16 protein-coding genes are annotated in these 24,765 nt (G+C 59.1%); 3 read left to right on the forward strand and 13 right to left on the reverse strand.

All coding sequences use genetic code 11. From position 1 onward, the window contains the following. Positions 1–18 precede the first annotated feature (18 nt). The 3 genes from GNX18_RS06705 to GNX18_RS06715 are packed head-to-tail and all read right to left on the reverse strand — an operon-like array spanning position 19 to position 2,044. A complete protein-coding gene (locus GNX18_RS06705) occupies positions 19–852 on the reverse strand; it encodes a DUF4198 domain-containing protein (RefSeq protein WP_166216387.1) in 834 nt (277 codons plus the stop codon). A gap of 21 nt (positions 853–873) precedes the next feature. Next, on the reverse strand, positions 874–1,407 hold the full coding sequence (locus GNX18_RS06710; protein ID WP_166216390.1) for a DUF2271 domain-containing protein: 534 nt from the start codon (positions 1,405–1,407) through the stop codon (positions 874–876). A gap of 37 nt (positions 1,408–1,444) precedes the next feature. Further along, on the reverse strand, positions 1,445–2,044 hold the full coding sequence (locus GNX18_RS06715; protein WP_166216393.1) for a PepSY-associated TM helix domain-containing protein: 600 nt from the start codon (positions 2,042–2,044) through the stop codon (positions 1,445–1,447). 202 nt (positions 2,045–2,246) lie between these two features. On the opposite strand from GNX18_RS06715, the gene GNX18_RS06720 reads away from it, so the two are divergent. Next, on the forward strand, positions 2,247–3,593 hold the full coding sequence (locus tag GNX18_RS06720; protein ID WP_166216396.1) for a Na+/H+ antiporter NhaC family protein: 1,347 nt from the start codon (positions 2,247–2,249) through the stop codon (positions 3,591–3,593). Between the two features lie 14 nt (positions 3,594–3,607). On the opposite strand, the gene GNX18_RS06725 is transcribed toward GNX18_RS06720, so the two are convergent. Genes GNX18_RS06725 through GNX18_RS06735 form a run of 3 tightly spaced genes read right to left on the reverse strand, consistent with a single transcriptional unit; the run spans position 3,608 to position 8,571 of the window. Continuing rightward, on the reverse strand, positions 3,608–4,312 hold the full coding sequence (locus GNX18_RS06725; protein ID WP_205828079.1) for an alpha/beta fold hydrolase: 705 nt from the start codon (positions 4,310–4,312) through the stop codon (positions 3,608–3,610). A 58-nt stretch (positions 4,313–4,370) separates the two neighbouring features. Beyond that, positions 4,371–7,496 carry an efflux RND transporter permease subunit gene (locus tag GNX18_RS06730; protein ID WP_166216402.1) on the reverse strand — a complete coding sequence of 1,042 codons (3,126 nt, stop codon included), beginning with the start codon at positions 7,494–7,496 and terminating at the stop codon, positions 4,371–4,373. A gap of 4 nt (positions 7,497–7,500) precedes the next feature. After that, complete coding sequence (locus GNX18_RS06735; RefSeq protein WP_166216405.1) at positions 7,501–8,571, reverse strand: efflux RND transporter periplasmic adaptor subunit; 1,071 nt, start codon at positions 8,569–8,571, stop codon at positions 7,501–7,503. Between the two features lie 380 nt (positions 8,572–8,951). Here GNX18_RS06735 and pulA point away from each other — a divergent pair, with 380 nt between their 5' ends. After that, positions 8,952–12,398, forward strand: a complete 3,447-nt coding sequence (gene pulA / locus GNX18_RS06740; RefSeq protein WP_240914271.1) for a pullulanase-type alpha-1,6-glucosidase — start codon at positions 8,952–8,954, stop codon at positions 12,396–12,398. 50 nt (positions 12,399–12,448) lie between these two features. On the opposite strand, the gene GNX18_RS06745 is transcribed toward pulA, so the two are convergent. Genes GNX18_RS06745 through GNX18_RS06755 form a run of 3 tightly spaced genes read right to left on the reverse strand, consistent with a single transcriptional unit; the run spans position 12,449 to position 16,531 of the window. After that, positions 12,449–13,840 carry a Na+/H+ antiporter NhaC family protein gene (locus GNX18_RS06745; protein ID WP_166216408.1) on the reverse strand — a complete coding sequence of 464 codons (1,392 nt, stop codon included), beginning with the start codon at positions 13,838–13,840 and terminating at the stop codon, positions 12,449–12,451. Between the two features lie 36 nt (positions 13,841–13,876). Further along, entirely contained in the window at positions 13,877–14,935 is a 1,059-nt protein-coding gene (locus tag GNX18_RS06750) for an LD-carboxypeptidase (RefSeq protein WP_166216411.1), read from the reverse strand. A 9-nt stretch (positions 14,936–14,944) separates the two neighbouring features. Then, on the reverse strand, positions 14,945–16,531 hold the full coding sequence (locus GNX18_RS06755; protein ID WP_166216414.1) for a serine hydrolase: 1,587 nt from the start codon (positions 16,529–16,531) through the stop codon (positions 14,945–14,947). A 190-nt stretch (positions 16,532–16,721) separates the two neighbouring features. Here GNX18_RS06755 and GNX18_RS06760 point away from each other — a divergent pair, with 190 nt between their 5' ends. Next, positions 16,722–18,173: a transglutaminase-like domain-containing protein gene (locus GNX18_RS06760; protein ID WP_240914272.1), complete on the forward strand. Its 1,452-nt coding sequence runs from the start codon at positions 16,722–16,724 to the stop codon at positions 18,171–18,173. Positions 18,174–18,220: 47 nt separating this feature from the next. On the opposite strand, the gene GNX18_RS06765 is transcribed toward GNX18_RS06760, so the two are convergent. From GNX18_RS06765 to GNX18_RS06780, 4 genes are all read right to left on the reverse strand, one after another. After that, a complete protein-coding gene (locus GNX18_RS06765) occupies positions 18,221–19,006 on the reverse strand; it encodes a MurR/RpiR family transcriptional regulator (protein ID WP_138234845.1) in 786 nt (261 codons plus the stop codon). Between the two features lie 31 nt (positions 19,007–19,037). Beyond that, on the reverse strand, positions 19,038–20,132 hold the full coding sequence (locus GNX18_RS06770; protein WP_138234846.1) for a dipeptide epimerase: 1,095 nt from the start codon (positions 20,130–20,132) through the stop codon (positions 19,038–19,040). An 11-nt stretch (positions 20,133–20,143) separates the two neighbouring features. After that, the gene (locus tag GNX18_RS06775; protein ID WP_240914273.1) at positions 20,144–21,547 is read right to left on the reverse strand and encodes an NlpC/P60 family protein; all 1,404 of its coding nucleotides are present in this window, start codon (positions 21,545–21,547) and stop codon (positions 20,144–20,146) included. 110 nt (positions 21,548–21,657) lie between these two features. Beyond that, positions 21,658–24,618, reverse strand: coding sequence for a TonB-dependent receptor domain-containing protein (locus GNX18_RS06780; RefSeq protein WP_166216417.1), 2,961 nt, complete (start codon positions 24,616–24,618; stop codon positions 21,658–21,660). Positions 24,619–24,765: the final 147 nt, after the last annotated feature.

Raw genomic sequence — 24,765 nt, forward strand, 5'->3', positions numbered from 1 at the left:
TCGCGTCTGCTTCCGCAATTACATCGGCAACACTTCAAAGGTCGCGGAGTAAGCACCACTGCGCACCGTGGCCGGCGCCTTGGCCTTGCTGTCTTGGTATTCTGCTTCCATAAAGTACTGACCGGCACTCGGCCATGTCACACTGAACAGACCGGCGGCATCCGCCTTCACCTGGATTTCTTCCTGGTTGTCGCGGTAGCGGCTGCCGCCGGGGATCAATACAACCTCTGCGCCTTTGGCCGGCTCGCCGTCGATCAACAGTTTAAATTTGGCAGCTTCACCAGCGTACAGGTCGTTGGGGTGGGTAACCGGCACCAGTTCCAGGCCGACACCTTCCGGCTTCAGCACCGCATCGGAGGGTTCACCGGCAGTAACAAAGGTTTCGATGCGGCGGGAACTCTGGGTAACGCGCAGCTCCTTGGCATTTTTCGGTACCGCGGTGGCGAAATCGGCATCGTTTGCCTGCTGACCGCGGCCCGGCCACATGTGGCGCTTACCTTCAGCGTCTTTCCAGAAGGCGCGAAGACCGGCGGAGGCGAGACCGATCTTGTAGGTGCCTTCCTCTTTCAGTTGCACATCGAAGGTGGTGCGGTATTTGCCTCGGGACGCATTTTCCAGTGCAACTTTTTCACCATTGGGCGCGGTGGCCGTCACTGCCTCCGCCCCAAGGGCCACGTGATCCGGAAAGAAAATGGTGTTGGAAACGGCCGCATCGAAAGTCACGTAGGGATCGTCACCGGACAGCACGGTAGAACTCGGCAAAATCCAGGCGCGGTGCGCTTCTGCGTGCATAGCAACACCAGCGGTCATCAGGCTGGCCATCAATACTCTGGCAATGGTCATTTTTTTCATGGGGATTTCCTTATTGACAAGTTAGGGCAATACAGCAATGCGAATGCTGCCCAGCTCTTCTTCACCCCTGGCTGACAACGGCAGGCTGGATTTTTCCAGCGGCCAGATCAGGGGAATTTCCACCAGCTCGCGACCGCCCACTTCTCGCGCTGCTTCAACCCGCAGGCGGTATTTGCCGGGCGCCAGTTTGGCGAGATCACTCTCCGCGATAGCCACTTCCAGTGCATGTTCACCGGGGCCGTAGGTGGCGGAGGTGATACCGTCCACTGGCACGTCCAGGCTGCGGCCGCCGCGGCGCCACCACTGGCGCAGGTCCTTCAGCCATTTTTCGCCTTCGTTGTTGCGCATTTCCAGGTCGTACCACACCGCGATCTGGGTGGCGTTACGGGCTTCATCTTCCAGCCACACGGCCACATAAGGCTTGTGGTATTCCGCCACATTGAGACGCGGAATTTCGATGCTGACCTGCAGGGTTTCCGCCTGCGCGGTGCCTGCGATACAGCTGCCCGCGATCAGAACCGCAGCAGCCAGTTTTCCGAACAACTTCATTTCCATGTCTTTTCCCAAAAAAATCGTTTGCGTCAGTAAGGCGTCAGTGAATGAAAACCAGTGCGATGACCAGGGGAATCAGCACCCCCAACGCGGTGACAGGCCAAGTGGATACCCGCCGCGACGACTGCTTCCACAGCAGCCAGAACCCGGTCAGGCAGAAGACCACACAGGCCACCGCAAACACATCCAGGAACCAGCGCCATACACTGCCGGTATCGCGGCCCTTGTGCAGATCATTGAAGTAAGCGATCCAGCCGCGATCGGTGCTCTCGAAAATGAGATCGCCCGTCTCCACATCCAGCGACAGCCAGCCATCGCCACCGGGGCGCGGCAGCGCCAGGTAGTATTCGCTGCCGTCCCACTCCCCGCGGTGATTGCGCGGGATCTGGATACGGTGTTCTTCCGCCAGCCATGCCACCAGATTTACCGGCAGTTGTGGCGCTTCGGATTCGCTCCCATTCCATGCTTCCAGCAGCTCTGCCGGCACACTGAGTTCGTGATTGATGACCTTCGGGGTTGAAGGAATCTCCGCGGCATGGTTCAGAGTGATGCCGGTAATGGCAAACAGCAGCATGCCCACCAGACACACCGCGGAACTGATCCAGTGCCATTGGCGCGCTGATCCGAGAGAAACTGCCACTACTGCCTGACCCCTGTTGTATTCGCAGATACCTGAAGGGCACAGATGATAATGGATCTCATTACCCACATAAAGGGAAGAAATGGACGAAAAGCGTAAATATCTGTAAAGCGGCCGCAGAATTAGCCAGCCCTATACTGTTTGTTTAGAATCCGCGCCTTTTTTAGCCAGCAGCCATCAACTCAGATTCCCAGCGGTACCCATGAATCAACTGCCCACTTCGCCATCGCCCATCTCGCCCTCAGCCCTCGCACTGCTCCCTCTCACCCTGTTCCTCGCTCTATTCGTCGGCGCCGGGCTCTGGTACCAGTGGCACGATGTGGACATGGCCTTTTACAAGGTCTCGGCGACAGTGGCGATTCTGCCCGCGATTGCGCTGGCAGTACTGCTGGCACGTGGGCCACTCAACCGAGCGATCGAGACGTTCGTCCGCGGCGCCGCCGACAACACCATCGTCACCATGGTGCTGATTTATCTCTTCGCCGGTGCCTTTGCCAGCGTCGCCAAATCCATCGGCGGAGTGGACGCGACGGTGAACTTCGGGCTCAGCGTGATCCCGCCGGCTCTGGTGCTACCGGGGCTCTTCCTCATCACGGCGTTTATCGCCACTGCCATGGGCACCTCCATGGGCACCATCGCGGCGATCGGTCCGATTGCGGTGGGACTCGCGGACGCAACCGATCTCTCTATCCTGCTCACCATTGGCACCGTGGTGGGCGGAGCCATGTTTGGCGACAACCTGTCGATCATTTCCGATACCACCATCGCCGCCACCCGCACCCAGGGCGTGACCATGCGCGACAAGTTCCGTATGAACCTGCTGATCGCCCTGCCCGCCGCGCTTATTACCCTGGCCTGGCTGTGGTTTTCCGGCACTACCGCCCAGATGCCGAGCCCGGGGAGCTATGACTTCGCGCGCATTGCGCCGTATATCGTGGTGCTGGTGCTGGCGGTTTCCGGCGTGAATGTATTGCTGGTGTTGTTTCTGGGCATTTTACTGGCGGGCGGTATCGGCTTTGCGCTGGAGCCGGACTATACGGTGGCGCAGTTGTCACAGGATATTTACGCGGGCTACACCGGCATGCAGGAAATCCTGATCCTGTCGCTGATGATCGGCGGACTCGGCGCGATGATGCAGGCCGGCGGCGGTATCGCCTGGCTGGAGCAGATGATCGACCGGCTCAGCCGGCTCGCCAGCCGCGGACAGCCGGGGCGCAAAACCGGTGAACTGGGCATCAGCGCGGCGGTGGCGGCAACCAACGTATGCACCGCCAACAATACCGTCGCCATCCTGCTCACCGGACAACTGGCGAAAGACATGGCCGCGCGCTACGGCGTTGATCCGCGTCGCAGCGCCAGCCTGCTGGATATCTATTCCTGCACGGTGCAGGGCATGCTGCCCTACGGCGCGCAGATTCTGCTCGCCTCCTCCCTCGCGAAAATCTCGCCGATCTCGCTGGCGGGGAGCATTCTTTACTGCTGGTTACTGGGTGGCTGCGCGCTGGTTTCCATTCTCGTGTATGGAAGCATTGCCCGTAGTAGCGAGTAATGAGTGCTCAGTCGTCAGGAAACATGTTTTCCAGACAACCAATGGACGATTGTTTCAGCCAGTACCTGGGGCTGTTCCAGCGGAATCATATGGCCGCTGTCGTCAATCACTTGCAGCTCGGCACCGGGAATCGCAGCGACCAGTTCCTCCGCTTCTTCGCGGGACCGCAACGCGTCGTCCGCGCTCGCAATGACCAACGTCGGGCAGCGGATAGAGGACGCGGGAACGTCCTTTCGCTCCAGTTGTGACTGTGTCACCAGCGCGCTGTACCCCAGTCGCTGGCTCATTGCTTTGATGAACGCAATTTTTTCAGCATCCGCAGCAAGGCGCGGGTGCAGCGACTGCGCAATGGTGGCGTTGCTCAACCCTTTAAAACTTTTTGCCGAAATCGCCTGGAGCGCCTGCCGCTTTACCTTCTTCTGCTGCTCGGTGTCGTCGCGCAGTGAGCTGGCAATAATGATGAGCGCGTCCACACGCTCGGGAAAATCCGCGGCCAGTTGCCTGGCGACATAGCCCCCCAGAGAAAATCCCACCAGCACGAATCGCAGGGGCAAACGATCAGCAATATTCGCAGCGATCTCGCGAATCGTCTGCCCGTCGCCCAGGGAGGCATCGGCGGTGGACCAGCCTTCCGGAAGGTAATTTTTGAACGTGTTCCAGAGCGTCTCATCCAGCATATAACCCGGAATCAGCGCGAGCGATGTTGAGGGGGGATTCACGAGACTCTCCATCTTAGAGATGGCTGGCGATGGGTCACCGGCCACCAGAAGCCTTGGTTCACAACCGACTGGCTGCCTGCAGCTCTTCATCCAATTTCGTGGTTTCCACCGAGCGCGGCTTGTGGAAACGCCCAAGGCCCAGGTAAACCACCGGCGTCAGGTAAAGCGTGAACAGCGCCGCGAGGCCGAGCCCACCGAACATCACCCAGCCGATGGCGGTACGCGCTTCGGCGCCCGGGCCGCTGCTCAGGATCAACGGCAGGCCGCCGAGGACGGTGGAGAGCATGGTCATGGCAATGGGGCGCAGACGCACGCGCGCGGCCTCGGTTACTGCGTCGTACACGCTGTAACCCTTGTCCCGCAGCTGGTCCGCAAATTCCACCAACAAAATCCCGTTCTTCGCCATCAATCCGATCAGCATCACCAACCCGATCTGGGAAAAAATATTGATGGTAGTGCCGGTGAAGAACAGCGCGTAAACCGCGGCGGCGAGTCCGAAAGGTACGGTCACCATCACGATCACCGCACTGCTGATACCCTCGAACTGCGCGCACAATACCAGGAACACAACCAGCGCGGCGATGGCGTAGGTCATGGCCACTTCCCGCGAGCTCTCTTCCAGTGAATCCGCTTCACCGAGGAAGGTGATGCCCACATCCCCCGGCAGAATTTCTTTGGCGAGATTCCGGATTTCCTCCATTGCGGTCGCCAGCGGATAGCCTGGCGGCAGACCCGCGCTGATCTCGATAGCGCGACGCTGACCGTGGCGATCCAGCTCCGCGGCCACACTCTCTTCCCGCAGAGTGACCATGCTCGACAGCGGCAGCAGATTACCGCGCTCGCTTTTCACGTAGAGATTGACCAGGTCTTCCGGCGAGGAAATCGTGCTGTCGGAAGTTTCCAGTATGATCGGCACCGCCTGGTCGCCCACGTTCAGATCCACCACGTCCAGCCCGTCCACCACCGTGCGCAGGGTGGTGGCGATACTGGTGAGCGGCACACCCAGATCGGCGGCGCGGCGGCGGTCGATCTCGATGGAGAGCTGCGGCTGGGTCGGACGGTAACTGATATCCGGGCGGCTTAGATGTGGCAGTCGATCCTCCATGGCGCGCGCCATCTCGCGCGCGGCGTCGTAAATATGACGGTAGTCATTGCCCACCAGCGCCACTTCGATACCACCACCACTGCCGCGCAGATTCAGGCTGTTGGGGCTGCCAACATGAATACGCGCACCGGGGATCTGGTCCAGAGGCCCCTGGATTTCCCGGATCAGATCCTGCTGGGAAATACTGCGCTGATCCCACTCCGCCAGCGTGAGTACGATCTGCGCGCGGTTCGGGTCCCACTGGCCAACGCGGGACATGATGTCGGTGGCATCGCCACGCTCCACCAGTGGACGCACCACATCCTCCACATGTTCCGCCTGGCGGGCGATATAGTTCTGGCCCACGCCGTCGGGGCCATTGGCCATGATGTAGATAATGCCGCGGTCTTCCGCCGGCAGCAGTTCCTTGCCGATTGCCAGGTACAGGCCACCGGCACCGACAGCGAGCGACACGGCCACCGCAAAACTCAGCCAGCCGTGGCGCAAGCACGCCACCAGGCTGTTTGAATACATATTGGCCAGGCGCTCACCGATGTTGACCAGGCGCCGATACAGCGGGAAACCCGGCGTACTTTCGGTGTTGCCGGTGATGCGCGCGGTGAGCATGGGCACCAGCGTCAGCGCCACAATCGAAGACAGCGCCACTGCGGTGGCGAGCACCAGGCCGAACTCGCGGAACATGCGCCCGGCAGTGCTGGGCAGCAGTGCAATGGGAATGAATACGCTCACCAGCACGGCCGTGGTGGCGAGCACCGCAAAAATCACCTGGCGGGTACCGAGCACCGCCGCGGCGCGCGCGCCCAAGCCCATGCCGCGCAGGCGCTGGATGTTTTCCAGCACCACGATCGCGTCGTCCACCACCAGGCCGGTGGCGAGCACAATCGCCAGCAGGGTCAGGATATTGATGGAAAAACCCATCATCCAGATACCCGCGAGCGTGCCTACCAGCGCGATGGGAATGGCGGTACTGGGTACCAGCGTGGTGCGGATATTGCCGAAAAACAGCCAGATGGCGGCAACCACGATAAGTACCGTGTAAATCAGGCTGGTGACCACTTCTTTCACCGAGCCCTTGATAAAAGTCGCGCGGTCTTCGGTGACGGTAATTTTCAGATTGTCGAAACGGGCATTGAGCGCGGCAATTTTTTGGTACACCGCGTCGCTGATCTCGATGGTGTTGCTCTGGGCCTGGCGCACCACCCCAAGCCCGATCACCGGGCGGTCATTGAGAAACACCAGCGACTGCACATCTTCCGGCGCAAAGGTCACATGGGCCACATCGCCGATGCGGATATCGCCGCGCACGATGGTATCGCGCACCTGTTCTTCGGTAATGGTGGAGGCATCGGTACGCACCAGCAGCTGCTGGTCGACGGAATTAAAGCTGCCGGAAGGCACATCCAGCGGCGCATCTTCGAGCACCGCGGCCACTTCGCTCACAGATAACCCGAAACTGGTCAGGCGCAGCGGGTCCAGTACCACCCGCAGCACCCGCTGGCGCTGGCCGGAAATCGGAACATCGGCCACGCCGTTGATGGAAATGAGCTCGGGGATGATGTCTTTTTCAATGATGTAGGTGAGCGCTTCGTCCTTCAGGGTGTCGCTGGTCACCGCCAGTTGCATGATGGGGTCCGGCTGGTCCGCGGCCTTCACCACCGTCAGCTGCTCCACATCCTCCGGCAGATTGCGCTCCGCCTGACTCACCGCCTCACGCACATCCGCGGCGGCGGTATCCAGATCGACACTGGAATTGAATTCGATATGGATGCGGAAACTGTTTTCCTCGCTGGAAGACTCGATGTGCTTGATCCCGGAAACACGCGCCACCGCACCCTCGACGATACTGGCCACTTCCGCGTCCATGGTTTCCGGGGAGGCGCCGGGCAATGTGCCGCGCACGGACACGATCGGCACATCCACGTCCGGCAGCTCACGCACTTCCACCGCACTGAACGCGGCGATACCGGCAATGGCAATGAGCAGGTTCAACACCAGGATCAGCACCGGCCGACGGATGGCGAGGGAGGCGATATCGCTGCGGAAAATATTCCCGGACTGGATTGGGGTTTGTTCGCTCATCGCTTTACAACCCCGCGATATTGGCAACGCTCAGGCCCTCGCGCATGCGCTGGGTGCCTTCGGTCACCACCTGAATGCCCTCTGGCAAATCCGAATCCACCAAAATCGCGCCCTGCACCCGCTGCACCACGGTCGCCGGTATGCGTCTGACCTTACCCTCTTCAACGCCCCAAACAAAAGCGCCGTCGTTACCCCACTGCAGCGCCACCTCCGGAATCAGCGGATAACGACCGGCCTCCAGCGCCAGGGATACCCGGAAACTCATACCCGGGCGCAACAGATCCTCTCTGTTATCCACCAGTGCGCGGGCGGCAAAGGTGCGGGTTTCGGGATTTATTCTGCTGTCGATATCCACCAGCGTCCCGTGAAATGGGGGGCTGCCGTTGGCCCAGGTGGCTACGGCGATGCTCTGCCCGTGCTGCATCTGTCCCATGAACAGCTCGGGCACCTGAAACGTGACCAGCAGCTTGCTGCGATCATCGATGGTGGTAATGGCAGTAGCCGTTTCCACCCGCGCCCCTGGATCGAGGTTAGTGATACCGATATACCCGTCGAACGGCGCTTTGATAGAGCGATAGTCCAGCGCCACCCGGGCGCGGTCGAGGTTGAGGCGAGCACGTTCCACTGCACTGTGCGCATCGTCGAGCGCGCTCTCGGTCACAGTGCCGGAACTGCGGGTGCGCTGATAACGGCTTAAAAGTTTTTTCGCATCATCAAGCTCGATACTGGCGATCTCTACCGTCAGACGCTGATCGCGATCGTCCAGGCGTACGATGGTCTGCCCCGCCTTCACCTTCTCTCCCGCAGCGGCGGAAACCTCCACCACTTCACCGCTGACTTCGGGATAGAGCGTAACGCTCTTCATTGCCCGCGAGGTGCCCACTGCCTCGATGTTTACCCGGCGCGGCGACCACTCCACTACCTCCATCACTACCGGCTGCGGCGGTACTTCGCGGTGAGCAGGGGCCGATTTGCTATCCGATGCACAACCGGCCATCGCGGCAATCAGTAATAACAGACAGGCGAGGCCCGTCGTGCGGCTTGGGAAGGCGGCAATAAATCTGGAGAAACTCACGGTCGCACCTGTCGGCTTTCGATATACACAAAAGATAGGTTATGCAGGTTACCGATTCTCATTTGTGGTTTCCATGTTTGGTTAGGCCAATCGGCCGCAAATGGAGCACTGAAATGTAAAGAAATGTTGTGCCCGAGCCTGAGCGGGCCAGCGACCCACTCCGCCCTGTTCATATTTTGTCTCCGCCCTCATGGGGTGGGATGCCACTGGCAAACCTGTGACCTCTAATTCAGATTCCGGTTTTTATGGGCCGTAAGCTGCCTGTCAGTTTGAGGGGAGCGGCTCAAAGCGATGATAAACCGGTGAGCGGCGGCGTCAGATCGCGCCGCGACAGCATAGATAATTTCAATAACTAAATTTCAAAATTCAGGTCTTCAATCATGCATGCACCCTTCCTCCTGCGGGGGCACTTCCGTGCGGCCTCGCTTTTGGCTGTGGCCATCTCGGCATCCATCCACGGCAGCGCCCACGCGAGCAGCAACTCCGAGCTTTCCATGGTGAACATTCCCGGCAACATCCAGAGTGCCATCGGTTGCGATGGAGACTGGCAGCCGGATTGCGCCGCGTCGCAACTCACCTATGATGCCGATGACGATATCTGGCAGGGCACTTTCTCGCTCCCGGCAGGCACTTATGAATACAAAGTCGCCATCAACGGCGGCTGGGATGAGAATTATGGCGGCAACGGCGATGCCAGCGGCCCGAATATCGGCCTGACCCTTGCCTCCGATGGAGCGGTCAAGTTCCTGTACGACCACGAGAGCAAATGGATCACCGACAACACAAGGCATTCCATTGTCACCGCCACAGGCAACTTCCAGAGTGAACTGGGTTGTCCCGGCGACTGGCAGCCAGACTGCCTGCGCAGTTGGATGCAGGATGTGGATGGAGACGGAATTTACACGTTCATCACCAGCGAGATTCCAGCGGGTGATTACGAAATGAAAGCGGCCCTGCACGAGGGCTGGGACGAAAGCTACGGCAGCGGTGGCAACAATATCGCCTTCACCGTAGAAACGGGTAAAGAAGTCTACTTTGCCTTTAACAGCGCCACCAAAAGCGTGGTGGTTAGCACCGACGGCGTTCCCAAAGGCGACCTGACAACCGACAAGGCCCACTGGGTGGACGCCAGCACCATCGTATTGCCGGTGAGCCTGCCACAGGGCGGCAGCGCCAAATTGGTGGCCAGCGATTCCGCCACACTCGCGCTGGGTCCGGACGGCGTTACCGGCGATCTGGAAATCGCCCTTACCCACAATGCCAGCGGCATGTCCAACACCGCAGAAGCCAAATTCCCACACCTGGCCAATTACAGCGCGTTTACCCTGCCGGAGAGCACAGACATCACTGCACTGGTGAAAGGCCAGCTCGCGGTGGCCATCTACAACGCCGACGGCAAGATCGTCGACGCCACCGGCGTGCAAACACCGGGCTTGCTCGATGCGGCCTTCGCCTACGACGGCACCCTCGGCGCCACCGTCGGCGAAGATGCCATTGAGTTCGCGCTGTGGGCGCCCACCGCAAAATCCGTCAAGGTGCACCTGTTCAGTACCGCGGATCAGTACGAACCAACCACTTCAATCGAAATGACTTCAACCAACGGCGTGTGGAGCGCATCCACCAGCGTCGATTGGAATCGCAAGTTTTACCTGTACGAAGTAGAAGTCTATTCCTACGCGAGCCGCAAAATAGAAACAAACTGGGTCTCAGACCCCTACTCCCTGAGTCTCTCTACCAATTCGGCCAAATCACAGATCGTCGACCTGAACGACGCCGACCTCAAACCGGAAGGCTGGGATGCCCTGGTGAAACCGGCATTGGCGGCACCGGAAGACATCAGCGTGTACGAGCTGCACGTGCGCGATTTCAGTATCCGCGACGACTCCGTCAGTGAAACGGCGCGTGGTACCTTCGCGGCCTTCGCCGAAGATGGCCGCGGCAGCCTGCACCTGGCAGAACTCGCCAATGCGGGTCTCACCCATGTGCATTTACTGCCGGCGTTCGACTTTGCCACCGTGAATGAAGACCGTGCGGCCCAGCAAACGACTCCGGACCTCGGTGTCTACGCTCCCGACAGCAATGAGCAACAGGCTGCCGTGAATGCCATCCGCGATGAAGACGGCTTCAACTGGGGTTACGACCCGCTGCATTTCAGCGTGCCGGAAGGCAGCTACGCCACCGATCCGAACGGGGTGCAGCGCATCCTCGAATTCCGCGAGATGGTGCAGTCGCTCAGCAACATGGGTCTGCGCGTGGTGATGGATGTGGTCTACAACCACACCAGTTCCTATGGCCAGTACGAGCGCTCCATTCTCGACAAGATCGTTCCCGGCTATTACCACCGCCGCAACGACGAAGGTTTTGTGGAAATGAGCAGCTGCTGCGCCAACACCGCCAGCGAGCACACCATGATGGAAAAGTTGATGCGCGATTCCATCAAAACCTGGGCTACCGCCTACAAAGTGGACGGCTTCCGTTTCGACCTGATGGGACACCACAGCAAGGAAAATATCCTGAACGTGGCGACGGATATGCAGGCGCTCACCACAGAGAGTGACGGCGTCGATGGCTCGGCCATCTATCTGTATGGCGAAGGCTGGAACTTCGGCGAAGTGGCGGACGATGCCCGGTTTGTGCAGGCGCGCCAGGGCAATATGAGCGGCACTGGCGTAGGCACCTTCAACGATCGCCTGCGCGACAGTGCCCGCGGCGGCAACCCGTTTGGCGGCTATGACGAACAGGGATTCAGTACCGGTCTGTTCACCGACAGCAACGGTAAATTCGGCGGTATCGACGAGCGCGCCACCCTGCTAACACTGGCAGATAAGGTACGCCTATCCCTCGCAGGCAACCTCTCCGACTACATCTTGACCGACTCCACTGGAACCGAGCTCACCGGCGCGGAACTGGTCTACAACGGTCAGGTCACCGGCTATACCGCAGATCCACAGGAGTCCATCAACTACCTGGCTGCACACGACAACGAGACGCTGTTCGACGGTATCCAGATCAAGGCCAACAGTACAACGTCTCTCGCTGACCGGGTGCGCCTGCAAAACTTCAGCAATTCGCTGGTACTGCTCGCCCAGGGTGTGCCGTTCATTCACGCCGGCCAGGAGTTCCTGCGCTCGAAGTCCATGGACCGCGACAGCTACAACTCCGGCGACTGGTTCAACGCGCTGGACTTTTCCCTGGCCACCGACAACTGGGGCATCGGCCTGCCGATTGCAGACAAGAATGAAGACAATTGGTCACTGATGGCGCCGCTCTTGGCGAATCCGGCCATCGCACCACAACAGAGCGATCGCGAGTTTGCGTTGGCCGTCTTCAAGGAGTGGCTGCAGATCCGTGCGAGCAGCGGGCTGTTCCGTTTGCCGAGTGCAGAGGCAGTACAGTCTGTAGTGTCGTTCGAAAATACCGGACCGGAACAGATTCCGGGCCTGATCGCTATGCACCTGAACGACCCGACCGGAGACTATGACGAGGAAACCTCGCAGATACTCGCGCTGTTCAACGGCTCTGCCGATACCGTCGAGTTCACGCTCGCCTCAGCCGCAGACCAGCCCTTCGCCCTGCACCCGGTACAGCAGGCATCCGCCGATACAGCACTGGCAGCGGCCAGCGTCGACAATGGCGTATTTACCGTGCCTGCGCGCACCACGGCGGTGTTTGTTGTCAACCGTGAGGATGACTCCAGTGATGTAGACGAAGAACCCGAAGAGGAAATTGAGGAGGACAATCGCAATGGCCGCAAGCGCGGCGGTTCCGTGGGCTTCGGAGTCCTGACTCTGCTGGCTCTGGCCCTGATGCGCAGACGACTTCGCTGACAAGGTGCCCTGAAGTAATGCGGGTGGCATTGCCACCCGTAGTCCTTCTTCTACAGTAGAAAATAACCGAGCACGACAAAACCCACAGCACTTGCGACACCCGCTCTCAGCGCATAAGGCAACTGGGTGCGCACATGATCCATATGCTCGGTTCCCGCCGCCAGCGATGAAACAATGGTGGTATCGGAAATCGGTGACGCATGGTCACCGAACACGCCACCGGACAGGACCGCCGCCACAAACAATGCGGGCTCCGCCCCCAGCGCCGAGGCCACAGGAATGGCGATTGGCAGCATGATGGAAAAGGTCCCCCAGCTGGAACCGACGGAAAAGGCAATTACACCGGATACCAGAAAAATTACCGTCGGCAGCCACGCCAGCGGAATACTGTCACCCACCAGACCCGCCACATACTGCCCTGTGCCAAGTGCTTTCGACACTGCACCCAGTGCGAGTGCCAGCACCAGAATGATTGCCAGCGGCAACATGCGCCCGGCACCCTCCATCCAGGTATGACTAAGCTCGTCCAGCGTCATACTGCGTTGAATCAGCACAAGCACGGAAATTGCAGCCAGTGCCGCCAGTGATGCCCACAGAACAGATGTTGAACCGGAACCCTGAAACAGTTTTCCATCTCCGGTGATCCAGAGCCCCAAAGGCATGGCGGCAATCAGGATGAGCACCGGGATCAGCATATTCATCGCGCGCGGCTTGATATGCGCCGCCTGGCCTATGGACCCGGCAATGTCCAAAGTGTCTTCTTTTTTACTGGATACGCGTGCCTGTACCTCGCCCATCGAACCCGGGTTGTAATCCCGGCTAATGGTGTATGCGGTTAACGCCACCGCAAAAATCGCGTAGAGATTCAGGGGAATACTGGCGAGCAATACCGACAGTGGGTTGTCGACACCAAGGCCATCCAGCAGACCAAGATTGAAAGCCCCCCAGGCGTTCAGCGGGATCAGCATGCACACTGGGGCGGATGTGGAGTCAATGATGTAGGCGAGTTTTTCCCGCGCGATCCGGAAACGATCAAACAACGGGCGCGACACGGTGCCAGCCACGAGTACAGTGATGTTGGACTCGATGAATATCACCAACCCCACCAGCCACGCCATCCACTGCGCGCGCTTGCCATTGGTTACCCAGCGGCTGCGCTCAAGAAAATGCACAAAGCCGCTGACCGCACCACTGCGCTCGAGGGTGATGATGAACGCCCCAATCACCAGGGTGAACATGACCACCCGCGCATCGCCGGGGTTTGCCAGCACCGCCAGCACACCGTCCAGCGCTTCCGCCAGCGAGGGCAGAATGCCGGAGCCATTGAGCAGGAAAAATCCAAGCCAGATCCCGGCAAACAACGCCAGATAAACCTGGCGGGTTAGCAACGCAAGACCTATCGCGAGAAAAGGTGGTAACAACGTGAGCCAGGTAGAGGCCATATTTTATTTATTCTTTTCGGTCGTAAATTGAATGAATCAGACAACAACTTTGTCGCGCAGCACCAGCGTACCCGCATCGCCGTCCAGCTCTGCCATGGCGCCCACCGGGACCACTGTTTGATCCTCCACATGCCCGATCATCAACCCACGCACTACCGGTACGCCGAGGTTCAGGCAGCGTTCGCGCAACACATGTTCCATGCTGAAGCTGTTGCCCTCCACTTTCGCTTCAGTAAATTTTCCGAATACGATCCCCGCCACCTGCTGCAGCTTTCCTGCCAGCCACAGCTGAGTGAGCATGCGATCGACGCGGTAAGGCGCTTCGCCGACATCTTCGAGAAACAGGATCTTGTTGCGGAAATCCGGCTCAAAGGGTGTGCCCAGCAGTGTGGTCAACAGGGTGAGGTTCCCGCCGATCAGACGACCGCGGGCGCGGCCGCCGACGAACCGGGTAATGCGGTTTTTGTCTTCCACACGCCCCGGCGCGCTTTCGAAAGGCGGTGGCGCCCCCAACGGCACGGGGTGCTCGCCGTGCATCAGCACTTTGGAAAATTCGCCCAGAGTGTAATCGGTAAAATTCTGCGCAGCGATGGGACCGTGAAAAGTGATGACACCACTGCGGTGATAAATGGCATTCAATAGCGCGGTAATGTCGCTATAGCCCAGTAACACTTTTGGATTGCGGCGGATATTTTCATAGTCGAGCAGTGGCAGAATGCGCGGGGTGCCGTAGCCCCCACGCAGGCAGAACACCGCATCCACATCCGGGTCGGCAAACATGGCATTGAAATCTGCTGCGCGCGCCTCGTCTGGTCCAGCCAGGTACTGGGTGCGCTGGTAGAGGTTTTGCCCTTCTTTGACCTTGAAACCAAGGGACGCCACCACATCGCACGCAAAGCGGATGTCTTCATCTTCCCAGACATTGCTCGCCGGGGTCACCAGACCAACCGTCATACCGCGCTGCAGGCGCCTGGGACGCAGCAGTTCGCGACCGGGTTCATCGCCGCTGCTTACTGACGGTGGATTCGCGGTTGCCGTTGCCGCCCCCAGTAGAGGGGCGGCCAGCATGGACTTGATCAGCTTGCGCCGTTGCATGGGTTCTCCTCAGGGATCCTGCGCCGTTTCCACATCGCGCCCGGCAGCGACGCGCGAAAATCGCAGGTCGTGAAAATCGTAACTGAAGTCGGTTCCGCGGGATTTCGCCCGCATGGTAAGAATCAGCGCGCCGTTATCGTCGCGGTCGGCCATCAGCCAGGCATCGGCGTTGAGACTGCGGTCGTCCCAGGTCAGCGCCCATACGCCCTCGCCTGCAGAATCGAGCGTACCGGTAAGGCGTGGGGACTTCAGCGCGCGCCAGCGCAGGCGTCCGCCATCGGCAAAAATTTCCATCTCGCCAAACCACGGATCGCGGTAGCGCCCGCGCAGCTCCTGTGCATCGACCGCGACGAGGCCCGCCGGCGGCGGCAGCACTTCCGGCTCTACGGCTTCCGCGGGAGTGCCGTAAAGATTCTGGAAATAGGCCAGCCAATCCTGTTCCGGCGCGCCGAGAAAAGGTTTTAGCAGGCCGTAAATCAGTGCCTGGCGCGCGGCACCGGCGCTGCGGTTCATCAATACCACCAGCGCCACGTCTTCTTCCGGAACCAGTGCCACCCAGGCGTACATGCCAGAGAGGGAACCGGTGTGATGGATCACCCGCTTGCCGTGCATATCCTGCACACGCCAGCCCAGCGCATAGGCATAGAAATGACCGCCGTCGCGCGTGGCGCGCTCGGGGGAAAATGGCATCAGGGTTTCTGGCCGCCACAAGCGATCACGAGTCTCCTCGCTGAGCAGACGCTCACCGCCAGGTATCTCGCCACCCGCCATCAGAGTGCGCAGCCAGGTGAGCATGTCACCGGCGCTGCAGTGCATGCCGCCCGCTGCCGCGAGCACAATCGGGTCGTCACCCGCGAGGTTGGGTGTATCCACCACCAGGCCCTCTGCCTCAAGCCTGTGGGGATCTGCGAGATTTTCTCTCGCGGTTGCCGGTACCGGGCCCGCGTAACAGTTCTGCAGCCCCATTTTTTGCAGCAGCCGCTGTTGTACGAAGTCTTCGAAGCTCACACCACTGACCGCAGCTATCAGCTCACCGGCGACGATATACAGCAGATTGTCGTAGGCGTAATCCGCGCGAAAACTCCCGGTAACCGGCAGATGCGCCAGCCCGGCCAGAATATCGCTGCGGGAATACTGATTGGGCTGCGGCCACAGCATCAGGTCACCCGCCCCGGGGCCGAGACCGGAGCGATGGGTCAGCAGATCGACAATCCGAAACTCCTGAGTTACCCAGGAATCACCGAGCCGAAATTGGGGCAGATAATCGACAACACGGCCATCCCAGTCGATCTTTCCCTCCTCCACCAGCAGTCCCAGCGCTGCGCTGGTGAATGCTTTGGTGGTGGAAGCCAGCTTGAACAGCGTCTTATCATCCACCGGCCGGGGATGCTCCACATTGGTGACCCCAAACCCCTGTAACAGCAGCGGTTTGCCCCGGTACCAGATGCCCACCGCGGCGCCGGGCACCTGTTCTTCTTCAAGCACACGCTCGACATATTGTGCAGCGCTGTCGGCATCCATGGGCGGACGTTCACAGGCAGCGAGCAACACTGCCGCGATCGGGAAAAATGACATCGCCAATGTTCGCGCGGTCATATGCTGCCTCTGTTTATTGTGATTATTTCGCCCTTTTTCGCCCAGGGCTCGTTTTACGGTTGACGCCGCGCAGTCGCGCGAATAATTTATCAATCGTGGTTTTTAATGTATATCATAAATTATTCATTCAATGTAGGCCTGAGGCATCTGCTGTACCTGCCCCAGACCGACGAATCACACGGAGCCCACAGTGCCCCCCAAAAATACCAATCCGTGGCGGTCACGCCTGATGATTTCCATGATGACTGCGACAATATCCCTACCCGGTTGGCCCAGTGAACTGGAAGCAGTACAGCAACAGATCGATAGCGGCCATTACACTCAGGCTCAGCGGCAGATTCACGCCCTGTTAAACCGGGAAAACGCCGGGCAAACAACCGCTGATTTGAGTGCGCTGGCATTTGAGGCCGAGCGCATGCGCCGGATTGAAATGGATTTCCCGCTGACACCAGAGGAACTGCTGCCTGCCATCCAGCGCTACGTTCCCGACGCCACGCAGGAAGACGTAGACCGCTGGAACGCCCAGGGGTTACTGGAATCCATGCTCATTGACGGGCAGCCGCGCTATTTCGTGAGATCGGCCTACAACCTCATGCATCTTTCCGACGAGGCCGTGGCCCGCGCCCGCGACAGCAAACGCTTTACTGATAAAGCGCCGCTCTATCGCCTTCACCCGCACCACCGCGAGATTCTCGAATCCGATGCACCGGTTCGCCAGCGCATACAGGTGACGTATACCCTCACCGTCGACAGCGACGCGGTGCCAGCGGGTGAAACCGTGCGCGTCTGGCTGCCATTCCCTCAGGAAATCCAACGGCGGCAGGTAAATATCGAGCTGCTGGCGACGTCGCCCGCCGCCCATCAGCTGGCACCGGCCACCCAGCCGCAGCGAACCATTTACCTGGAGCGAAAGGCGCAGCGAGGAACACCCACGGAATTTAAGGTTCGCTATGCATACGACAGCCTATCGAGCCATACCGAGATTGTTCCGGATACGGTAAAACCCATCGCCCCGTCGGATGCACTGGCGCCCTACCTCAGCGAACGCGCTCCCCACATACTGTTCACACCGTCGCTGCGCGCACTCTCCGCACAGATTGTTGGCGATGAAACCAATCCCTACCGCATTGCACAAAAACTGTTTGCCTATGTGGACCAGATTCCCTGGGCTGGCGCACGGGAATACTCCACCATCCGCAATATCAGCGAATACGCAGCCAGTGCAGGCCATGCGGACTGCGGCCAGCAGACCCTGCTATTGATGACGCTGATGCGTATAAACGGCATCCCCGCACGCTGGCAATCCGGTTGGGAATTTTCCCCCGAGAGATTCGACACCATGCACGACTGGGGTGAGTTTTACCTCGCGCCCTACGGGTGGATGCCAATGGATGTGACCCACGGCCTGCTCGATAGCGAAAATGAGGCCGAGCGCTGGTTCTACCTGGGCGGAATGGACAGCTACCGGCTGATTTTCAATACCGATTACAGCCGCGAGTTCACCCCGGCAAAACAACACTTCCGCTCGGAAACGGTGGATTCACAGCGCGGCGAAGTAGAGTGGCGCGGTGGCAATCTGTACTTTGACCAGTGGAATTATTCGATGGAATGGCAGCTGCTCGACAGCCCGGAAGCAAACTGACATCACAGCGCTGTGCGGGCTTCACGCTCAAGCCCGCACAAGCCATTTCACTCCTGACGTAACAGGCCGCTCACCAACCCTTCGACTACATGTAGCTGTGCCGAGCGGAACAACAGACGCTGCAGCGACTCTTCGTCTTCCGAGGGCACCACAAACAGGCGAACATCCGCGTGAATACTCGCCGCGTTGTAGTTGTAGCGCGTCAGGCTGAGCACCTTCACCCCCTGCTCGTGGGCGCGGTTGGTCACCTCCACCAGGGATTCCTCTCCGCCGAAATCGCAAAGAATAAGTAACAGATCCTCCTCACCGAGAGAACCGGAAATGCGCTGCTGCAGCTGCCCGCCTTCATCAAACACCGCCCAGCAACCCAGTTCGAGCAGCTGATGGGTCAGATAGCGCGCAACAGAGGCGGAGCCAGGGCAAGCGGAGATCTGGATGCACTTTGCTGCGCGGATCGCCTCCACCGCGGCCATGAACTGCTCCGACTCATTGATACTTGCTGTGTTGTGCAACACCTCAAGTTTTTTCTGCCCCAACAGGCTGAGCGGGCTGTCGCCGTGAGAAAAATGCCCGTTTTTATCCGCCTCTTCGCCCTGGGCCACGGTGCCGGCGTAAGACTCGTACACCGCGAGCTTCAGGCTGGGATAGCCGCGGTATCCCAGTTTCTGGGAAAACTTCACCACGCTGGATTGACTGACCCCTACCGCATCCGCCAACTGGGAAGACGAGTAATCCCGGAGCAATGGCGTGTTGTCCAGAATGAAATCCGCCAGTTTGCGTTCATTAACCGACAACTGGTCGCGCATCGCGCGCATTTTCAAGAGACAGGTCATGGGGTCCTTCACTCACTGCAGGGGAGCGGCATCATGCCAGTGGCTGCAGGCCGTCAATTCTTTCGATACCCAGGCCGGGCGTTTCGTTGAGAATGATATCCGCATCCCTGTAGGTTGCGCCACCAACCACGGGGTCGTACTGGCACAGGGACGGCACGTCCAGGTCGAGCTTGGACACGATGGGAGCCTTGGCCGCGGCCACATGTGCCGCAGCCGATACGCCGATACTGGTTTCGAGCATACAACCCACCATACACTCGATATCGTACAGACCCGCCAGGTCCGCGATCTTCAGAGCGTTGGAGATACCACCGGTTTTCATCAGCTTGATGTTGATGATTTCCGCCGCATGCCGCTGGATTACATCCAGTACTTCGTGCGGCCCGAAAATACTTTCATCCGCCATGATTGGCGTTTTGACCCGCTCTGAGATATACCGCATACCTTCCAGGTTGCCGGCTTTTACCGGTTGCTCCACCAATTCCAGCAGTACCCCGGCCTCCTCCAGGCCGCGAATGGCCATTACCGCCTGCTTGGGACTCCAGCCCTGATTGGCGTCCAGGCGCAACAGCGCGCGGCCTTTGACCGCGGCATAGACGGCCTTGATACGCTCAATATCGAGGCCGATATCTTTACCGACTTTCACCTTCAAAATCTCGAAGCCGCGCGCCACCGCGCGCTCTGCGTCCGCCACCATTTTCTCGATGTAATCCACACTGATGGTGATGTCGGTGGTGAGACTGTTTTCGCCACCCCCGAGCAGGCGGTAGAGCGGTGTGTTGTAGCTCTGTGCAAACAGATCGTAAAGCGCAATTTCCACTGCGGCTTTCGCACTGGTGTTATTGATCATGGCACCCTCGATCTGCCGGCACAGGCGATTGAGATCTGCCACATCACGCCCGAGAAGCATCGGTGTGTAAATGGTTTTGATCGCCGCAATCACCGAACCGTGGGTGTCACCGGTAATGACCGCCGTTGCCGGCGCATTGCCGTAACCGATGTGACCGGTGTCGGTTTCCAGCATCACGATTACATCTTCTACACACTCTACGGTCCGCAGCGCCGTCTTGAACGGGGTTACCAGCGGTACGCGCAACATTCCGAGTTTTACGTCAACAATTTTCATGGCATTCGCGATCAGATAATGGTTTTAATGGCATAAATACCATCGACAAAGCTCTTCTCACGATTGAGAAGCAGTGGCGTCAACGGCGTAACGGAGACGCCGGAAAGCGTTCCCGTATAGAGTGATTGGTCCTCGGCAAAATACCGCAACCCGGTAACATCGTGAATCACGTAGGGCTCGCCCTCTACACGGCCGATGTACATCATCACATGCCCGGGAATATAGATCAGGTCGCCGACGGAAAGATTTGCCAGCGCGGTCAAGCGCTCTTCGCGGTCGCCGGGTGCAAAGGTCTTGGTGGGTGCGAATCCGCTCGCACCCTGCTGCCCGGAATTTCGCGGCATCAGAATACCTACCGACTTGTACACCTCACCGACGAAACCGGTGCAGTCGCGCGCATTGTAATCGTGCCCCCATCCGTAACGCTCACCCAGAAACTTGAACGCCTGGCGCAGGATGTTGGAAGGCCGGTAGGCCAGCGGACCTACGCGGACATCGCGTCCACGGCCAATCAGCGCCGGCTCAAATTCCAGTGCTCCGGTATCCGAGCGGACTGGCAGCGAGACAATGTAACTCGCATAGGGGTTCTGACCGTGTACATTATGTCCAACCTCCCTTGCGGTGAGCAGAGGCAGGGAGACCCCCATATCCAGCAAGACCTGGGAAGTGCGCGCATCTTCCGGGTTATAGTTGGTGGTAACACTTGCGCCAGTGACCATCAGGCGCGGCTCGCGGGCGGCCCACCGCTCCAGCTGCTCGCGCGCCGCCAGCGCCACCGCCTGCTTTGGCAGCCAGGCCGCGTAGTGATAATTGACCGCAAACCACCAAAGCCCGTCCGCGCTTTCATGCAGCAGCGCCAGCCTCTGGCCTGGGAACACGCCGGTTTCCTGGAAACGATCCAGATCCCGATCGTCCTGTGATTTCAGCACGCGGGTATCCGTGGGAAAGCTGCGCATGCTTGCGCGCTCGACCACCATACCCCAGCGCACATCTACCTCGGCGGGGACGCGCTCTCGCTGCACCGCCGCCTCGAGCGCCGCGTAATCCTCAGCACTGACGATGCGGCCATCCACATGGTAGCGAGAAGAAGACGCGGGCCGACTAACGCCATCAATCCATTTCAGCACCTGTTCGCGCGGCAGCGTCTGCGGAAAGTCATCCAGATCGTTGAGGTGCTCGTCCAGTTCAAAACTCGCGTTATTGAAACGCCGGATTGCCGCCGCATCCATGCGCACATCATCGCGGTCGAGGCGCTCGATCCAGTAGGTCGCGTCCAGCATGGCTTCACGCACCATGGGCACATCGGTGGTGAAGTCTGACGCCACGCGTTGTGCCGGCAACGTATTGTCCGAGTCTTCGCAGGCACAGAGCATCGCGCCGAGCACCGCCGCCAACCAATAACCTGTAATACGCACGTTGTTACCTCTGCTGTTTTACCTCAGGTACGGGAAAGGTCGGTTCATTGTCGATGAAATACAAAAAAATGGGCACCCGAAAGTGCCCGACAAGTAGAAGAAATCCGCGATCAAAAATCTACCGAGGCAGACAGACGGACACTTCGTGGGGTCTGGAAAGCAGTGGGAGAAAGGAAGTCATCACTGTTGGTGGCCATGGTGTAGCGCAGAATTTCATCCACATCGGTAACACTCTGGCTGTTCAACACGTTGAATATATCCGCGCGCAGGCTCACGTCCCTGCCTGCCACCTGGGTGCGGTAGGCCGCACCCAGGTCAAGGGTATTGATCCAGTCGAGATCGCCATACTGCCCTTTGTTCAGGCGAGCAAAGGTGCGCTCGGCATTGGTGTAATCACCCGAACAGTTTTCAACACATACATAGTTGAAGTCGTAACTTTCACTGTCGGTGAAGGGGTTGCCCTGGGCGCGGGCGTTGATCGGACGACCGGAAATCATGCTGAAAGATGCCGACAGGCTCAGGCTGTCGGTCAGCGCATATATACCGCGCATTTTCAGTGAATGGGTGCGATCATTTGGCAGACGGCCGTAGTTACCCAGCAGGTAGGCAACGTTATCGCCCGCTTCGGTCCACCCGGGAATATCATTGCCGGTATCCGAATTCACGCCACCTTCATAGTTGCCGTAGGAACGGGACCAGGTATATGAGGTATTGAAAGACCAGCGATCGGCGAACTGGCGATCCAGAATCAGCTCAATGGCATTGTAGCTACGCTCCGGCACCGGGCCGCCCAGGGGCTGGCCGTCGAGGCCCGGCATCTGGTTTTTCGCCAGATCGATGCTGACCTGACGCGTCTGGCCATCGTCGCATTCACGGGTCAGGGTAAGTTCGCGCCCGGGGTTGGCGAACACCCAACCGGAAATATTGCCGCAACCGGCCACGTCTACATTGATCTTCATATCCTCGATGGCGTTTTCGAAGCGCCGCGCGATCCCGCGCACACCCAGCTTCCAGTTCTCTGCCACCAGTTTTTCGTAACCGAGAATCAGCTCGTCCTGATAGCTGGCCTCGAGGTCGTTGTCGACTACCGCCTCAGCGCCCGACAGACCGGCCGTGGAATTGCCCACCTGGTAAACATCGCCAATCTGGGCACCGAGAATCGGTGTCACATTGGTGTAACCGGACGCAGTTGTCTCTGAAGTGAACCCTTCCAGCTCGTGGTAAGTACGCAAGTCCAGACTACCGCCACCCTCACGCGCGACCAGACCGTTGGCCAGAGGGAAATAGTAACGGCCGAGATTTGCAAACAGCTTGGAGGAACCGTCGCCATTGATATCCCAGGCCACGCCAAAGCGCGGGGAGATCATGTCGTCAACTTTCAGGAAAGAGTTACCACCGGCATCCTTGGTGTCGAATTCGTCAAAACGTACGCCCAGGGTAGCGGTGATGTTGCTGGTCACCGACCAGACATCTTCCAGGTAAAACGCCGAGGTTTCGGCCTCGAATTCGCCAGTGGAGTTTTTGGTCCAGGCGATCACATAGGCATCGCCGGCAACGGTACCGCCGTTCACCGCATCGCCCGGCGTGGCATCGTAGATCTGGTAGTACTGTTGGTCGGGACCGGTGGTAAGGCGATTCATTACAGTAGTGCGGACTTCGTCGTCCATACCGAAGCGCAGCAGGTGATCACCGAGTGCGTATTCCATGTCGAGGCGGAATGCCTCGCGACCATTGTCACGCGCGTCGAATTGCCGCGACGTGGTGCAACCGAGCTGCTCATCCACGCGGTTGTCATAAACATAGGCACACTCGAAGCCTGAGGTGTCGGACGCGTCGTAGTTGCCCTCACTCTCGCCGTACATGGCCTTAATCAGGAAGTTATCGGTGACCTGACCGGTGTAGGTCGCGAGATAATTCTTGCCACCGCGCTCAACAAAGGCCGTCTGCAGATACTCGCCATCGTCGTAGTTATCGGTTACGGACTCACGCTCGTCGGAAAACGCGATCAGCTCCAGCGCGTGGTCGTCGGTGATCAGCCAGTCCACCTTGCCACCCCAGAAGGCACTGTCATCTTTGGTCTCCCAGGTGGTGCCACCATTCAGGGTATGCCCTTCGCTGCGGTTGTTGCGCGGCTCGTACACCACGTAATAGAACAACTTGTCCTGGATCAGCGGGCCGCTGGCATAGAAGCTGGTGCTGAAGTCATCGCTGTCGGCGAGCTTGTTACTGGATACCCGCTCTCCATTCGCGTTGTAGCCGTCGGTACCACCACCGCGCAGGGCCGCGGGCTCGTAGTAGGTACTGAAGCCGTATTTGAATTCATTGGTACCGGATTTCACCACGGCGTTGGTCACGCCACCGGTGGTGCGACCGAATTCCACGGAATAACCGCCGGTTTTGATCTGGGCCTCTTCGAGGAAGGAGAAGGGTACCGAGCCCGCGCTCACACCGGTCTCCACGTCGCTGACGTTGAGACCGTTGATGAATACCGCATTTTCGCCCACGGAAGACCCGCCAAACGACACACCGCCAAACGCAGTGCCGGAAACCGTGCCCGGTGCCATCAGTGCGACCGACTCCAGGCTGCGGCCAACAGGCAGCATCTCCAGATCCGCCGCGGAAAACGTCACGCCGGACTCAGATGTGGCGGTGTCAATCTGCAGGCGGCCGCGCTGTCCGATCACTGCCACTTCTTCAATCTCACCCTGATCCTCTGCCACTTCCGTGGTGGTGCCGATGGTTACGCGTACGTTCGGCGCGAGGACCTGCGGCTCACCGTCAACCACGATGAACACTTCGTAGTTGCCTACCGGCAAGCGCGAAAAGCGATAGCGGCCTTTACTATCCGCCTTCGCCGTTCGCGTCAGTCCGTTGTCCTTGTTGCGGATGGTGACTTCCACACCGGACACCGCGGCTTCAGTGGTCTCAAGCGTACCAACGATGGCGCCATCGCTGTTTGCCGCAAGCGCCACCGGAGTGCCCAGAGAGGCGACACCGACGGCAGTACCAATGGCCATCGCCAACAAGTGACGTTGAAGCTTGTTCTTTGCAGAAGCGTTTCGATCGAACATGAGAGAGTCTCCCAGGCTGTTATTGTGCTTGTTTCCCGGACGGAGAACGGCTCCATCCATCGGTGGAACTCATCGCTTTTTTCAGGTGCTTCTGTGGCACCTCTACTCTTCCTGCTGATGCAACCCGCAACCACTGGGTTTCATACT

This window comes from Microbulbifer sp. SH-1 (assembly GCF_011326135.1).
Lineage (GTDB): Bacteria > Pseudomonadota > Gammaproteobacteria > Pseudomonadales > Cellvibrionaceae > Microbulbifer > Microbulbifer harenosus.

What these genes read in the sequence shown, in the direction of transcription:
- GNX18_RS06705 (WP_166216387.1), bottom strand. Translation starts at nt 852, where the DNA reads ATGAAAAAAATGACCATTGCCAGAGTATTGATGGCCAGCCTGATGACC.
- GNX18_RS06780 (WP_166216417.1), bottom strand. Translation starts at nt 24,618, where the DNA reads ATGTTCGATCGAAACGCTTCTGCAAAGAACAAGCTTCAACGTCACTTG.
- GNX18_RS06765 (WP_138234845.1), bottom strand. Translation starts at nt 19,006, where the DNA reads ATGACCTGTCTCTTGAAAATGCGCGCGATGCGCGACCAGTTGTCGGTT.
- GNX18_RS06730 (WP_166216402.1), bottom strand. Translation starts at nt 7,496, where the DNA reads ATGAGCGAACAAACCCCAATCCAGTCCGGGAATATTTTCCGCAGCGAT.
- GNX18_RS06720 (WP_166216396.1), top strand. Translation starts at nt 2,247, where the DNA reads ATGAATCAACTGCCCACTTCGCCATCGCCCATCTCGCCCTCAGCCCTC.
- GNX18_RS06770 (WP_138234846.1), bottom strand. Translation starts at nt 20,132, where the DNA reads ATGAAAATTGTTGACGTAAAACTCGGAATGTTGCGCGTACCGCTGGTA.
- GNX18_RS06745 (WP_166216408.1), bottom strand. Translation starts at nt 13,840, where the DNA reads ATGGCCTCTACCTGGCTCACGTTGTTACCACCTTTTCTCGCGATAGGT.
- pulA (WP_240914271.1), top strand. Translation starts at nt 8,952, where the DNA reads ATGCATGCACCCTTCCTCCTGCGGGGGCACTTCCGTGCGGCCTCGCTT.
- GNX18_RS06755 (WP_166216414.1), bottom strand. Translation starts at nt 16,531, where the DNA reads ATGACCGCGCGAACATTGGCGATGTCATTTTTCCCGATCGCGGCAGTG.
- GNX18_RS06710 (WP_166216390.1), bottom strand. Translation starts at nt 1,407, where the DNA reads ATGGAAATGAAGTTGTTCGGAAAACTGGCTGCTGCGGTTCTGATCGCG.
- GNX18_RS06750 (WP_166216411.1), bottom strand. Translation starts at nt 14,935, where the DNA reads ATGCAACGGCGCAAGCTGATCAAGTCCATGCTGGCCGCCCCTCTACTG.